Genomic DNA, 14,272 nt, shown 5'->3' on the forward strand with positions numbered 1-14,272 from the left:
TGGTGATCAGCCAGCGATTTGTGGCGCGCAGGCTACCATTTGCAGCATATGAGATAAAAGCGGAGCGGCGTAATAACGAGGGATTTACTGTAAAAAAGAGAAGTAGTCGACGTTTTTGCGCTTAAAACCATTTTTTGCAGTGATAATTGTCGCAGTTTTTACAAACGCAAACGATTGGCTATGTAGAAATGATTCAGGTGACTGAATAATAACAGAAAGGTTTTTAGCGCGTTCTGGAAGTCAGAGGAAGAGAGCCCGCCGGGGGCAGGCTGCAGAAGATACCCCGGCGGGAGAGCGAGAAATCAGGCGATGATTTCGTAGCAAGGAATGTAGGCGGTGCCGCCCGGCAGTTTCATACGATGCTGGGCGACGAAGCCCTGCAGCAGATCGTCCATGCGGCGCATCATCTCCGGGTCGCCATGCAGCTTGTAAGGACCGTACTGCTCAATGGCCTGGATGCCCACCTCTTTGACGTTACCCGCGACAATCCCGGAGAAGGCGCGACGCAGGTCGGCGGCCAGCACTTCTACTGGCTGGTCCGGGGAGAGCTTGAGATTGGCCATGTTGTCATGGGTCGGTTCGAACGGCATCTGCAGGTCCGGCGAGATGCGAATCGACCAGTTGAAACTGTAGGCATCATCGGTTTCGCGGCGGCTCTCTTTCACCAGCGGCATCGCTTTTTTCATCTGCCGCGCCACTTCCGCCGGATCGTCGATGATGATCCGATAGTGACGACGGGCGGACTCGCCCAGAGTATGGGTGATAAACTCGTCCAGCACGCGGAAGTAGTCGGCGCTCTCTTTCGGTCCGGTGAGGATCAGCGGCAGCACCTGCGCTTTGTTCTCCGGATGCATCAGAATACCCAGCAGGTAGAGCAGCTCTTCGGCAGTACCGACGCCGCCCGGGAAGATAATGATCCCGTGGGCGATACGCACGAAGGCTTCCAGACGCTTTTCGATATCCGGCATGATGATCAGTTCGTTGACCAGCGGGTTCGGCGGTTCTGCGGCAATGATGGACGGTTCGGTCATGCCGATAAAGCGGCTGTCTTTGTAGCGCTGCTGCGCGTGGCCGACGGCGGCGCCTTTCATCGGGGCCTCCATCGCGCCAGGCCCGCAGCCGGTGCAGATGTTCAGTTCGCGCAGTCCCAACTGGGTACCGACGCGGCGGGCGTAGAGATATTCGTTTTCATTGATGGAGTGGCCGCCCCAGCAGACGATCATGTTCGGCGCTTCGCCGACGTGCAGCGCGCGGGCGTTGCGCAGGATCGAAAACACCAGGTTGGTGATATGGACCGAACTTTCAAGATCGAGGTTCGGGAAGCGAACGGTATTGTGGATCTGGCCGTAAACGAACAGGATATCGCGCAGCACGGCAAACAGGTTGGCCTGCAGGGAACGGATAATGCGCCCGTCAACGAAAGCTTCTTCCGGCGGGTTGATCAGTTCCAGCTTCACGCCACGTTCGCGACGCAGCACGTTAATATCGAAGTTTTCAAAACGGGAGAGCAGCTCCTTGCTGTTATCGGTCAGGCTCCCCGAGTTGAGCACAGCAAGCGAGCAGTTGCGAAAGAGTTGATACAGGTCACTGCTGGCGGTGCGCTTAAGCATATCCACTTCCAGCTGCGACAGCATATCCATTGAACCAAGCGGGCTAACATGTGTAATCAAGTGAACTCCTTACAGGACGCTTATGGTCTTCCTGTGATTACAATAGCCCTGCGAGCGGCGTTTCCACAACCTTGCGCGCGCCTAAACGCACGCAAATTGTGAAATTATTTATTATTGTCGGGCGAGGCGGCCAGTGGCGGGGGAAAAGTCGCCGTTGCTGCGCCAGGGGTTGATATCCAGACCGCCGCGTCGCGTATAGCGGGCGTAAACGGAAAGCGATTCCGGCTGGCAGAAACGGAGAATATCGTTAAAGATGCGCTCGACGCACTGCTCATGGAATTCGTTATGGTGGCGGAATGAGACCAGATAGCGCAGGAGCTGCTCACGGTCGATTTTCGCCCCCCGATACTGGATCTGCACCGAGCCCCAGTCCGGCTGGTGGGTGATCAGGCAGTTGGATTTCAGCAGATGGCTGACCAGCGTCTCTTCCACGATTTTGCCGCTGGCGGCGCCCTGCAGATAGTCGGCGCTGAACTGATAGTTATCGATCTCGATATCCTGATCGTCGATGCAGGCGCCGTGCAGATGGGCGATCGGCTGGCCTTCCAGTTCATCCAGCCGATACAGCGACACCTTGACCTCACCTTGCGCGCAGGCGCTGAGATCGCGAGTCAGCGTCTCTGCAACGTCCTGCCAGCTGGCGAAACGCGTCTGGTTAAAGCTGTTGAGGTACAGCTTAAAGCTTTTCGACTCCACCAGATTGACGCTGGTATCGGGTAGCTCGACGTGGCCGACAGCGACCTGCGGCAGACCTTTGGCGTTCAGCCAGGAGAGTTCGTACAGCGTCCAGATATCGGCGCCGTGAAACGGCAGGTTATCGGCATGCAGGCCCAGCGGATCGCGGTTAAGGCTGCGCGGAACACCCTGCAGTAGCGAGGCGTCATAAGTATCGCGGTAATCGGTTGATTTACCGAGCGTCAGGCCGGCCAGCGCCTGATGATTATCGTAAGAAGACATGTTTCACCATAGTAAAGCGGGTACACTATCTCTCCAGTGTATCCTGTCTAACGTGAAGAGAGAAACCGGTGGACCATCAGACCGCAGAAGCGCTGCGCGCTTTTACCCAACGTTATTGCGCCGCCTGGCAGCAGCAGCGTAACAGCCTGCCGCGTAGTGAAGAGCTTTACGGCGTCCCGTCGCCTTGCGTCGTTGATACCCAGGGTGAGGCCGTATTCTGGCAGCCGCAGCCGTTTTCGCTGGCGCAAAATATTAGCGCGGTTGAACGCGCCCTGGATATTGTGGTACAACAGCCGCTTCATTCTTATTATACCACTCAGTTTGCCGGCGACATGACCGGCCGGTTTGACGGCGAAGCGCTGACGCTGCTGCAGACCTGGAGTGAAGAGGATTTCCAGCGGGTGCAGGAAAACTTAATCGGGCACCTGGTGGTACAGAAGCGCTTGAAGCTGGCTCCGACGCTGTTTATCGCCACCCTCGAGAGTGAACGGGATGTTATTTCCGTCTGTAATCTCAGCGGCGAGGTGATCAAAGAGACCCTCGGTACCGCCAAACGCATCACGCTTTCCCCCTCGCTTGCGAGTTTCCTTAGCCACCTTGAGCCGGTTCTGTAATCCAGTCTACCTGGTCGTTTGTGAGAGATCTCTTACAAAACCTGTAAGAGATCGTCATCATTTAAGGCAAATTTAATCCCTTCATTTTTTTATAACTCATTGGTATTAAATCAGATCTTAATTTATTCGTCCTTTTGAGTGGGGACTAATCTTAAGAGATTGTCTCAAGAAGGGTTGTAAGACGAGGCAGAATCAGTGATCCTATGTCTGTCGACAGGGAGTCGCGAAATGAAGCGAACATCAGGATGATGGCGCTTCTGCAGGACCCGCCAGGATGGCGTTGCAAGGACAGGCTTCAGGATGAAGCAAGGATAACGCAGGATCGCGTAATGGACACCTCCAGGATGGAGAACGAGAGCCGCTCAGGATGAACGGTGGATCAGGAAGATCGGGACAAACTTATGGATAAGTCATTTCACATCGGGGTGGTGTGAAAGCAGGATGCACGAGTTTATGGATGAACATTGGTCAGGAGACCTCAGGAAAAGTTTTCAAGGACGAGCAGGGAGCACCAATGTAGCGGGAATGCTGCAAAACGAACCGGGAGCACTGTTTTTACAGTGCTCCCTTTTTTTATTTCTTTTGCGGATTTGCTATCCTGCGCCCGGTTTTTAACTCATCGAGGTTTCCCATGACTCTTCACGATAGCGTGCGCGATCGCCTGCGCGCCATTGAAGCCCTGCTGCGCGAAACAGAGCACTGGCAGGCGACGGCGCCGGACAGCAGCGCCTTCGCCAGCGATAAGCCGTTTTGCCTGGATACCCTGGAGCCGCTGGAGTGGCTGCAATGGGTGCTGATCCCGCGTATGCATCAGCTGCTGGAGAGCGGTCAGCCGCTGCCGCAAAATTTTGCCGTCGCGCCTTATTACGAGATGGCCCTGGATCAGGCCCACCCGGTTCGCGAATCCATGCTGGCGGAACTTCTGCTGTTAGATGCGCTGTTTGCCGGTGAGCAGGCCTGATGCTGGAGATTATCTACCAGGACGACTGGCTGGTGGCGGTCAACAAACCCTCGGGCTGGCTGGTACATCGCAGCTGGCTCGATCGCGACGAGAAAGTGGTGGTGATGCAGACCGTGCGCGATCAGATTGGCCAGCATGTCTTTACCGCCCATCGTCTCGACCGGCCCACCTCCGGCGTCCTGCTGATGGGGTTGTCGAGCGAAGCGGGCCGGCTGCTGGCGCAGCAATTTGAACAGCATCAGATCCAGAAGCGCTATCATGCGATCGTTCGCGGCTGGCTGATGGACGAAGCGCTGCTGGATTACCCGCTGGTGGAAGAGCTGGATAAAATCGCCGATAAATTTGCTCGTGAGGACAAAGATCCGCAGCCGGCGGTGACCCACTACCGCGGCCTGGCGACGGTGGAGATGCCGGTGGCAACCGGGCGTTATCCCACTACGCGCTACGGGCTGGTGGAACTGGAGCCGAAAACCGGCCGTAAGCACCAGCTGCGCCGCCATCTTGCCCATCTGCGTCATCCGATCCTTGGCGACAGCAAGCACGGCGATTTGCGGCAAAACCGCAGCGCCGCGGAACATTTTGGCTGTCACCGCCTGATGCTGCACGCCAGCGAGCTGTCGCTAACCCATCCGTTTACCGGCGAGCCGCTGACTCTGCGCGCCGGTTTTGACGAGGTCTGGATGCGCGCCCTGTCGCAGTTTGGCTGGCGCGGGCTTCTCCCGCTAAATGAAAGGGTTGAGTTTGCCGACGACTGCGGTCAGGATGAAGGGAATAAGGTCAATCCAGGGAGATAATAGCATGGCGGAAGTCGGAATTTTTGTCGGCACCATGTACGGCAACTCGCTGCTGGTCGCGGAAGAAGCGGAAGCGATCCTCAGCGGACTGGGACACAAGGCAACCGTGTATGAGGATCCGCAGGTCAACGACTGGGAATCCTATACTGGTAAATATGTGCTGGTGGTCACCTCCACCACCGGGCAGGGCGATCTGCCGGACAGCATTGTCCCGCTGTATGAGGGGATGAAAGATATGTATCAGCCCCATCTGCGCTACGGCATTATCGCGCTCGGCGACAGCACCTATGCTAACTTTTGCGGCGGTGGGCTGAAGTTCGACCAGCTGCTGCAGGAGCAGGGCGCGAAGCGCATCGGCGAGATGCTGAAGATTGACGCCAGCGAAGACCCGGAGCCGGAGAGCGTCTCCAATCCGTGGGTTGAGCAGTGGGCCACCCTGCTCGAATAAAAGCGCTGCCCTCTCCCTACGCAGAGGGCGCTCTTTCAATACGTCGCGGCCAGATACGCGGACGTCACAATGGTAGCGCTTTCCTGGCGCCACGCCTTTAGGCAAACGCCACAATATCCTTAGCAATATCATGGCTTAAGCCAGCCAGTTTCACCGGGTCAAGTGAGGTATTTCACACTCCGGCTCTTTTTGCTGCGCTTTGTGGCTCCAGCGGCGCTGGTTTTTCATTTCCGTGAACTTCCCCCCATTCTTTCAGGCATTCGCCACAAACCACCTGTAATAGCGGCGTAAAAGCTGTGTAGATGCACGGTGAGCCGCGGTGAGCCTCTTCATATACTGCTCCAGCCAGTGATAAATGCAGTGCCAGATATAACGACAACTATCAAAACACGACCACGTCATTCTGATTACCCTACAGGTTGTGCTGTTCAGAATGAACGTAGCTAAACGCTATGATTCAGGAGTACAACAATGAGTTCATTAAGTCAGGCGGCGACGGCGGCTGAAAAGCGCACCAACGCCCGCTACTGGATAGTGGTGATGCTGTTTATCGTCACTTCTTTTAACTATGGTGACCGGGCGACGCTGTCGATCGCCGGTTCGGAAATGGCCAAAGATATCGGCCTCGATCCTGTTGGCATGGGGTATGTGTTCTCCGCGTTCTCATGGGCTTATGTCATCGGCCAGATCCCGGGCGGCTGGCTGCTCGACCGCTTCGGTTCGAAGCGCGTCTATTTCTGGTCGATCTTCATTTGGTCGATGTTTACCCTGCTGCAGGGCTTCGTCGATATCTTCAGCGGCTTTGGCATTATCATCGCGCTGTTCACTTTGCGTTTCCTCGTCGGCCTTGCCGAGTCGCCGTCATTCCCCGGCAACAGCCGTATCGTCGCCGCCTGGTTCCCTGCGCAGGAGAGGGGGACGGCGGTATCGATTTTTAACTCCGCCCAGTACTTTGCCACCGTTATCTTCGCGCCGATCATGGGCTGGCTGACGCATGAGGTGGGTTGGTCGCACGTGTTCTTCTTTATGGGCGGCCTGGGGATCGTGATCAGCTTTGTATGGCTGAAAGTGATCCACGATCCGAACAACCATCCGGGCGTGAACCAGAAAGAGCTGGACTATATCGCCGAAGGCGGGGCGCTGATCAACATGGATCAGAAGAGCAGCGCACAGAAAGTGCCGTTTAGCGTCAAAATGGGGCAGATCAAACAGCTGATCGGATCGCGGATGATGATCGGCATCTATATCGGTCAGTACTGCATCAACGCCTTAACCTACTTCTTTATCACCTGGTTCCCGGTATATCTGGTGCAGGCGCGCGGTATGTCGATCCTCAAAGCCGGCTTTGTCGCGTCGATTCCGGCGGTGTGCGGCTTTGTCGGCGGGGTGCTGGGCGGGGTGATTTCCGACTGGTTAATGCGCCGCACCGGCTCGCTGAACATCGCGCGCAAAACGCCGATCGTGCTGGGGATGCTGCTCTCCATGACCATGCTGATGTGTAACTATGTCAATGTGGAGTGGATGGTGATCGGCTTTATGGCAATGGCCTTCTTCGGCAAAGGGATTGGCGCGCTCGGCTGGGCGGTGATGGCGGATACCGCGCCGAAAGAAATTAGCGGTCTCTCCGGCGGTCTGTTCAACATGTTCGGCAATATCTCCGGTATCGTCACTCCCATCGCCATCGGCTATATCGTTGGCACCACCGGCTCGTTCAACGGCGCGCTGATCTACGTCGGCATCCATGCCCTGGTGGCGGTGCTGAGCTACCTGGTGCTGGTGGGCGATATCAAACGCATCGAACTGAAACCTGTGGTGGGGCGCTCATCATGACGACCCAATCCAGCCCGATTATCACAGAGATGAAGGTCATTCCGGTGGCCGGGCACGACAGCATGCTGCTGAACATCGGCGGGGCGCACAACGCCTGGTTTACCCGCAATATCGTGGTATTGACCGATAACGCCGGCCACACCGGCGTTGGCGAAGCGCCCGGTGGGGAGGTTATCTACCAGACGCTGCTGGCGGCGATCCCGCAGGTGGTGGGCCAGGAGGTCGCCCGGCTCAATCGCGTGGTGCAGCAGGTGCATAAAGGCAATCAGGCGGCGGATTTCGATACCTTTGGCAAAGGGGCGTGGACCTTCGAACTGAAGGTTAACGCGGTGGCGGCGCTGGAAGCGGCGCTGCTCGACCTGCTCGGCCAGGTGCTGAAGGTGCCGGTCTGCGAGCTGCTGGGGCCGGGTAAGCAGCGTGATGCCGTCACCGTGCTGGGCTACCTGTTTTATATTGGCGATCGGCAGAAAACCGACCTTGGCTATCTGGACCATACGCCGGGCGATCATGAATGGTACCGCCTGCGTCATCAGCAGGCGTTGAGCAGCGAGGCGGTAGTGCGTCTGGCGGAAGCCGCCCAGGATCGCTACGGTTTCAAAGACTTTAAGCTGAAAGGCGGCGTGCTGCCCGGCGAGCAGGAGATCGACACCGCCCGGGCGCTGAAAAAGCGTTTCCCGGATGCGCGCATCACCGTCGACCCGAACGGCGCCTGGCTGCTGGATGAGGCCATCGCGCTGTGCAAAGGGCTGCAGGATGTCCTGACCTATGCCGAAGATCCGTGCGGCGCCGAGCAAGGCTTCTCCGGCCGGGAGGTGATGGCCGAGTTCCGTCGTGCCACCGGGCTGCCGGTCGCCACCAATATGATCGCCACCAACTGGCGCGAAATGGGTCATGCGGTGATGCTCAACGCCGTCGACATCCCGCTGGCGGACCCGCATTTCTGGACGCTCTCCGGCGCAGTACGGGTGGCGCAACTGTGTGACGACTGGGGGCTCACCTGGGGCTGCCATTCCAACAATCACTTTGATATTTCCCTGGCGATGTTTACCCACGTCGGCGCCGCCGCGCCGGGCAACCCCACCGCCATTGACACCCACTGGATCTGGCAGGAGGGCGACGCGCGCCTGACCAAAAATCCGCTGCAGATTATTCACGGCAAGATTGCCGTGCCAGACGCGCCGGGACTCGGCGTGGAACTTGACTGGGAGCAGGTGCGCAAAGCCCATGAGGCCTATAAAGCGCTGCCGGGCGGCGCGCGCAACGACGCAGGCCCGATGCAGTACCTGATCCCCGGCTGGACATTCGACCGCAAACGTCCCGTTTTCGGCCGCCACTAATTAAAAAGGATGATGCTATGACGACTTTCACTTCAACGCCCGTTGTTACGACCATGCAGGTGATCCCGGTTGCCGGCCATGACAGCATGCTGATGAACCTGAGCGGCGCGCACGCCCCGTACTTCACCCGCAATATTGTGATTATCAAAGATAACGCCGGGCATACCGGCGTCGGCGAAATCCCCGGTGGCGAAAAAATCCGCCAGACCCTGGAAGATGCCGCGCCGCTGGTGGTGGGCAAAACGCTGGGCGAGTACAAGAATGTGCTGGGCGCGGTGCGCAACCAGTTTGCAGACCGTGACGCCGGGGGCCGCGGCCTGCAGACCTTCGACCTGCGTACCACCATTCACGTGGTCACCGGGATTGAAGCGGCGCTGCTGGACCTGCTGGGCCAGCACCTTGGCGTCAATGTCGCTTCTCTGCTTGGCGATGGCCAGCAGCGCAGCGAAGTCGAAATGCTGGGCTATCTGTTTTTTGTCGGCAACCGCCACGCCACGCCGCTGGCCTATCAGAGCCAGCTGGATGAGCAGTGCGAATGGTATCGCCTGCGCCATGAAGAGGCGATGACGCCGGATGCGGTGGTCCGCCTGGCGGAAGCGGCGTATGAAAAATATGGCTTCAACGACTTTAAGCTGAAGGGCGGCGTGCTGGCCGGTTTTGAAGAAGCTGAGGCGATCAGCGCCCTGGCGAAACGCTTCCCGAATGCCCGCGTCACTCTCGACCCGAACGGCGCCTGGCTGCTGGAGGAAGCCATCCAGATTGGTAAACAGCTGAAGGGCGTGCTGGCCTATGCGGAAGACCCATGCGGCGCCGAACAAGGTTTCTCTGGCCGCGAAGTGATGGCCGAGTTCCGCCGCGCGACGGGCCTGCCGACCGCGACCAATATGATCGCCACCGACTGGCGACAGATGGGCCATACCTTGTCCCTGCAGTCGGTGGATATCCCGCTGGCGGACCCGCACTTCTGGACCATGCAGGGGTCGGTGCGTGTGGCGCAGATGTGCCATGAGTTCGGCCTGACCTGGGGATCGCACTCCAATAACCACTTCGACGTGTCGCTGGCGATGTTCACCCATGTCGCGGCAGCGGCGCCGGGCAAAATCACCGCGATTGATACCCACTGGATTTGGCAGGAGGGCAACCAGCGTCTGACCAAACAACCTTTTGAAATAAAAGGCGGTATGGTGCAGGTACCGAGTACCCCGGGCCTGGGGGTTGAGCTGGATATGGACCGCGTGATGCAGGCAAATGAGCTATATAAGAAACATGGTCTTGGCGCCCGCGACGATGCGATGGCGATGCAGTATCTGATCCCGGGCTGGACCTTTGACAACAAGCGTCCATGCATGGTGCGCTAAAAGGCCGCCGGCCTCTGCGGGGGCCGGCATTGCACGACAGCGCCAGGGGTTGGCTCAGAGTAAGGACAGCACATGAAAATAGTGATCGCACCGGATTCCTGGAAGGAGAGTCTGAGCGCGCTGGAAGTGGCCACGGCGATAGAGCAAGGCTTTCGCGAGATTTATCCTGACGCGGAGTACGTCAAGCTGCCGGTTGCCGACGGTGGTGAAGGGACGGTGGAAGCCATGGTGGCGGCGACCGGTGGGCATCAGGTTCCGCTGACGGTCACCGGGCCGCTGGGTGAACCGGTTGAGGCATTTTATGGGCTGTCCGGCGATCGCCAGTGCGCCTTTATCGAAATGGCGGCAGCCAGCGGGCTGGAGAGCGTCCCGCCGGCGCAGCGTAATCCGCTGCTGACCACTTCCTGGGGAACCGGGGAGCTGATCCGCCACGCGCTGGACGCCGGCGTGCGACAGATCATTATTGGCATTGGCGGCAGTGCGACCAATGACGGCGGCGCCGGGATGGCGCAGGCGCTGGGGGCGAAACTGTTGACCGCCGACGGCCAGCAAATCGCCTCCGGGGGCGGCGCGCTGGAGACGCTGGCGCGTATCGACCTTAGCGAACTCGATCCGCGGCTGGCAGATTGCCGGATTGAGGTGGCCTGCGACGTCACCAACCCGCTAACCGGCCCGCAGGGGGCCAGCGCGGTGTTCGGCCCGCAAAAAGGGGCGACGACGCAGATGATCGACCGCCTCGACAGCGGCCTGCTGCACTATGCCCGGATTATCGCCCGCGATTTAGATATCGATGTGCTGAGCCTGGAGGGCGGTGGCGCGGCGGGCGGCATGGGGGCGGCGCTGTATGCGTTTTGTGGCGCAACGCTGCGCCCGGGCATTGAGATCGTCACCGATGCGTTGCAGCTGGCGACGCGGGTGGCGGATGCCGATTTAGTGATCACCGGCGAAGGGCGAATCGATAGCCAGACGATCCACGGCAAGGTGCCGGTGGGGGTAGCGAAGGTGGCGAAGCGTTTTAACGTCCCGGTGATTGGGATTGCCGGTAGCCTTACCGCCGATGTCGGGGTGGTGCATCAGCACGGACTGGATGCGGTATTCAGCGTGTTATATACCATCTGTACCCTGGATGAAGCGCTGGCCAATGCCGCCGCCAACCTGCGGATGACGGCGCGTAACGTCGCCGCGGTTTTGCAGATGGGCGGTAAGCGGTAACCCGGCTGGCGCAGTGGTATTTGTAGCCCGGATAAGGTGCGTAGCACCGCGATCCGGGAACCGTCCCCGGTGGCGCTTACGCTTACCGGGGCTACCAACCGAGCACTGGACCGTAACACTGCGATCCGGGAACCATCCCCGGTGGCGCTTACGCTTACCGGGGCTACCAACCGAATACCGGACCGTAGGGCGTAGCCCGGATGAGGCGCGTAGCGCCGCTATCCGGGGTTTACACTCCCATCCGGCACGCTTCGCGGGCCACATTATCCATCTCGTCTAACAGCTCGAGCAGCTCCGGCTCCAGATCCTCGGCGGCGGTACCCGCCCGCAGCTGACTCTCCAGGGTATGACAGAGCTTTTTCAGCCGCGGCACGCCGCTGTAGCTGCAGCTGCCGTGCAGCTTGTGGATCAGATCCACCAGCCCTTCCGGCTGCTCGCCGACCAGCTGCTCTTCCACTTTATTACGCACCTCCGGCATAAAGGCGATCAGCATCTGCAACATTTCCCGCGCCAGATCCGGCTTCATGGCGGCCTGACGCAGCGCCAGCTGCCAGTCAAGCGTCAGGTTATGGTCGATGACCGGCTCTGCGGGCGGTAGCGCCGCCGGAGCGACGCTGTGCAGGCCGGGCTGATAGCGCAGCAGCAGGGCGTACAGTTTCTCTTCTTCAATCGGCTTCGCCAGATAATCGTTCATGCCGGCGCTCAACAGCTTCTCCCGCTGGCCCTCCAGGGCGTGCGCGGTGACTGCAATCACCGGGGTCTGCTGATGATGTGACAGATGATGAATCAGCTCGCAGGCGCGGATGCCGTCCATATCTGGCATCTGAATATCCATCAGGATCAGATCCATCTGCAGCCGCTTGGCCTGGTCCACGGCCTGCTGGCCGCTGTCGCAGAGGATCACCTGCTGCACAAGGTCGTCCAGCAGGGCGCCAATCAGCTTCAGGTTAGCCGGATTGTCGTCGACGGCCATCACGGTCATCGGCAGCTTATGGCTGTCGGCCTGCGTCAACGGCGCGGAAGCCGGCGCATGATTGGTGGCCACCAGCGCCGGCAGCAGACGGGTGGTAGTGAGCGGTTTCAACAGGCAGGCCGCGACGCCGTCGCGCTTCAGGGCTTCGGCGCTGACCTGGGCATGACATGGCAGAGCGAGCAGCACGTTGTCAGACATCGCACGGGCTTTGACTAATTTTTCCCGGTGCGGCGACAAATCGCGCATTGAGACCGGGATGCCGACCAGCAGAATGTCGTACTGCGCTTCCGCCAGCGAGGAGAAGGTAGGGCTGTAGATCACCTCCAGCGGCGTGGCGGCCAGCATCTCCAGCGTACATTGCGCCGCCGTCGCGTTGGCTTCCACATAGGCCAGACGTTTGCCCGTCAGCCCGTCGGTGTTCAGCATATCCGGAATGGCGTTTGGGTTGAGATCAAGGCTGATATGGAACCAGAAGGTGGAGCCGCGGTTCGGCTGACTGTGGAACGAAATATCGCCGCCCATCTCTTTGACCAGACGCTGGGTGATCACCAGCCCAAGCCCGGTGCCGCCGTGCCGGCGTGAAATGCTGGCATCGGCCTGACGGAAGGCCTGGAACAGTCGGGACTGGTCGCGCTCGGGGATGCCGATGCCGGTATCGTGGATCTGAATTTCGATCTGTACCCGCGAGTTGCTGATGGCCCGCTGCTCCACCAGCACGTCGATATTGCCGTGCTCGGTGAATTTAATCGCATTGCCCACGAGGTTGGTCACAATCTGCTGCAGACGGAGCGGGTCGCCAATGACGTTATCCGGCACATTGTTCTTAATGTTCAGCGTCAGCTCCAGCCCTTTATCGTGCGCGGAATGCGCCAGCAGGGTGACCACTTCATCAAGCGAGGTGCGCAGCAGGAACGGAATACTCTCCAGAATCAGCTTCCCGGCCTCCAGCTTGGAAAAGTCGAGCACGTCATTGATGATCGCCAGCAGATTATTGGCCGAACGTTCGATGGTGGTCAGGTGGTCGCGCTGCGTGGCGTTGAGATCGGTTTTCAGCGTCAGGCGGGTAAAGCCGATCACCCCATTGAGTGGGGTGCGCAGTTCGTGGGACATATTGGCCAGGAACTCAGACTTAATGCGCGCCGCCTCCTGGGCGCGCTTTTTCGCCAGGTCCAGCTCAACGTTCTGGATCTCCATCTGCTCAAGGGTTTCCCGCAGATCGGAGGTCGCCTGGTCGACGTTGTGCTGCATCTCCTCATGATACGCCGCCAGCGACATGGCCATCGAGTTAATGCCGTTTTTCAACATATCCAGTTCGCCGAGCATAAAACCCTCGACCCGGCTGTCCAGCTGTCCGCGGCGGATGCGGTCGACGGTGTTGACCATATTGCGGATAGGCCCGGTGACGTCGCGCATCAGGCGCCAGCCGAAGATTAGCGCGATGCCAATGCAGAACAGCATCATCACACTGGAGATGAAAATCTCTTTGTACTGCTGGAGGCGGACTGATTTCAGATCCAGCTCCAGCGCGACGTAGCCCAGCATATTGCCCGGCATTTTGGCGTCAGATTCGGGGGACTCATCGGGCGAATAGCTTTCCGAGACGATCGGCGTGCGCAGGATCATGATGTCGCCGTCGCGGATGACGCTGAGATGGCGGGGAAATGCCTCGCCTTTCGGGATCTGCAGTTCGCTGGGGTTGAGCTGGTAATTGGAGGTGACAAACAGCCGGTTATGCGAATCATACACCGAGATGGCCCGCACGATCTCCGAATGACGCCGATGCAGGACGCTGATCAGCTGGCCGATGGATTCGCGGTTTTGCAAATTCATGCCATATTCGCTGGAGACCGCCAGCGGCTCAATAATGCTGGCGCCGGCGTCCTCCAGCTGGCGTTGCAGGTCGTTATAACGATGAGCGACAAAGAAAATACTGAGCAACAGCCCAATCAGGACGGTTGGCGCCAGTATCAGAATCATCATGCGAGCACGCAGGCTGTAGTTGGTCATGCGGTTCCATTATGGGAGAATATAGACATCATCGTTCTGTGCGCGTCGGTGCGCTTCGCGGCACTGCCGCCCTGAACGAGCTCGTTTTATTTGATTGAGACAACTCTCTAC

At 58.9% G+C, this 14,272-nt stretch carries 11 protein-coding genes; 8 read left to right on the forward strand and 3 right to left on the reverse strand.

Translation table 11 applies throughout. The annotated features are described in order from the left end of the window. Nucleotides 1–302: 302 nt before the first annotated feature. Both ppnN and queF read right to left on the reverse strand, forming a co-directional pair. Nucleotides 303–1,670, reverse strand: a complete 1,368-nt coding sequence (ppnN, locus tag CWM53_RS01545) for a nucleotide 5'-monophosphate nucleosidase PpnN (protein WP_074387729.1) — start codon at nt 1,668–1,670, stop codon at nt 303–305. Nucleotides 1,671–1,781: 111 nt separating this feature from the next. After that, nucleotides 1,782–2,627, reverse strand: coding sequence for an NADPH-dependent 7-cyano-7-deazaguanine reductase QueF (gene queF / locus CWM53_RS01550; RefSeq protein WP_061153490.1), 846 nt, complete (start codon nt 2,625–2,627; stop codon nt 1,782–1,784). A gap of 68 nt (nt 2,628–2,695) precedes the next feature. Between queF and syd the strand changes: the two genes are divergently transcribed. The 8 genes from syd (at nt 2,696) to CWM53_RS01590 (ending at nt 11,181) form a co-directional block, all read left to right on the forward strand. Beyond that, nucleotides 2,696–3,241: a SecY-interacting protein gene (syd, locus tag CWM53_RS01555; RefSeq protein WP_100730286.1), complete on the forward strand. Its 546-nt coding sequence runs from the start codon at nt 2,696–2,698 to the stop codon at nt 3,239–3,241. A 631-nt stretch (nt 3,242–3,872) separates the two neighbouring features. Then, the gene (locus tag CWM53_RS01560; RefSeq protein ID WP_008806255.1) at nt 3,873–4,202 is read left to right on the forward strand and encodes a YqcC family protein; all 330 of its coding nucleotides are present in this window, start codon (nt 3,873–3,875) and stop codon (nt 4,200–4,202) included. Then, nucleotides 4,202–4,996: a tRNA pseudouridine(65) synthase TruC gene (truC, locus tag CWM53_RS01565; RefSeq protein WP_008806254.1), complete on the forward strand. Its 795-nt coding sequence runs from the start codon at nt 4,202–4,204 to the stop codon at nt 4,994–4,996. The genes CWM53_RS01560 and truC overlap by 1 nt, the downstream gene beginning before the upstream one ends. 4 nt (nt 4,997–5,000) lie before the next feature. After that, on the forward strand, nt 5,001–5,444 hold the full coding sequence (locus tag CWM53_RS01570; RefSeq protein ID WP_008806253.1) for a flavodoxin: 444 nt from the start codon (nt 5,001–5,003) through the stop codon (nt 5,442–5,444). 471 nt (nt 5,445–5,915) lie between these two features. Further along, a complete protein-coding gene (locus CWM53_RS01575; RefSeq protein WP_061153492.1) occupies nt 5,916–7,274 on the forward strand; it encodes an MFS transporter in 1,359 nt (452 codons plus the stop codon). Beyond that, nucleotides 7,271–8,611: an enolase C-terminal domain-like protein gene (locus CWM53_RS01580; RefSeq protein ID WP_100631340.1), complete on the forward strand. Its 1,341-nt coding sequence runs from the start codon at nt 7,271–7,273 to the stop codon at nt 8,609–8,611. The genes CWM53_RS01575 and CWM53_RS01580 overlap by 4 nt, the downstream gene beginning before the upstream one ends. 17 nt (nt 8,612–8,628) lie before the next feature. Beyond that, on the forward strand, nt 8,629–9,969 hold the full coding sequence (gene gudD / locus CWM53_RS01585; RefSeq protein ID WP_074387731.1) for a glucarate dehydratase: 1,341 nt from the start codon (nt 8,629–8,631) through the stop codon (nt 9,967–9,969). 72 nt (nt 9,970–10,041) lie between these two features. Next, nucleotides 10,042–11,181: a glycerate kinase gene (locus CWM53_RS01590; protein WP_032731169.1), complete on the forward strand. Its 1,140-nt coding sequence runs from the start codon at nt 10,042–10,044 to the stop codon at nt 11,179–11,181. A 229-nt stretch (nt 11,182–11,410) separates the two neighbouring features. Here CWM53_RS01590 and barA read toward each other — a convergent pair whose 3' ends face one another. Continuing rightward, on the reverse strand, nt 11,411–14,161 hold the full coding sequence (barA, locus tag CWM53_RS01595; RefSeq protein ID WP_100631341.1) for a two-component sensor histidine kinase BarA: 2,751 nt from the start codon (nt 14,159–14,161) through the stop codon (nt 11,411–11,413). Nucleotides 14,162–14,272 lie beyond the last annotated feature (111 nt).

This window comes from Klebsiella sp. A-Nf5 (assembly GCF_002810545.1).
Taxonomy (GTDB): domain Bacteria; phylum Pseudomonadota; class Gammaproteobacteria; order Enterobacterales; family Enterobacteriaceae; genus Klebsiella; species Klebsiella variicola.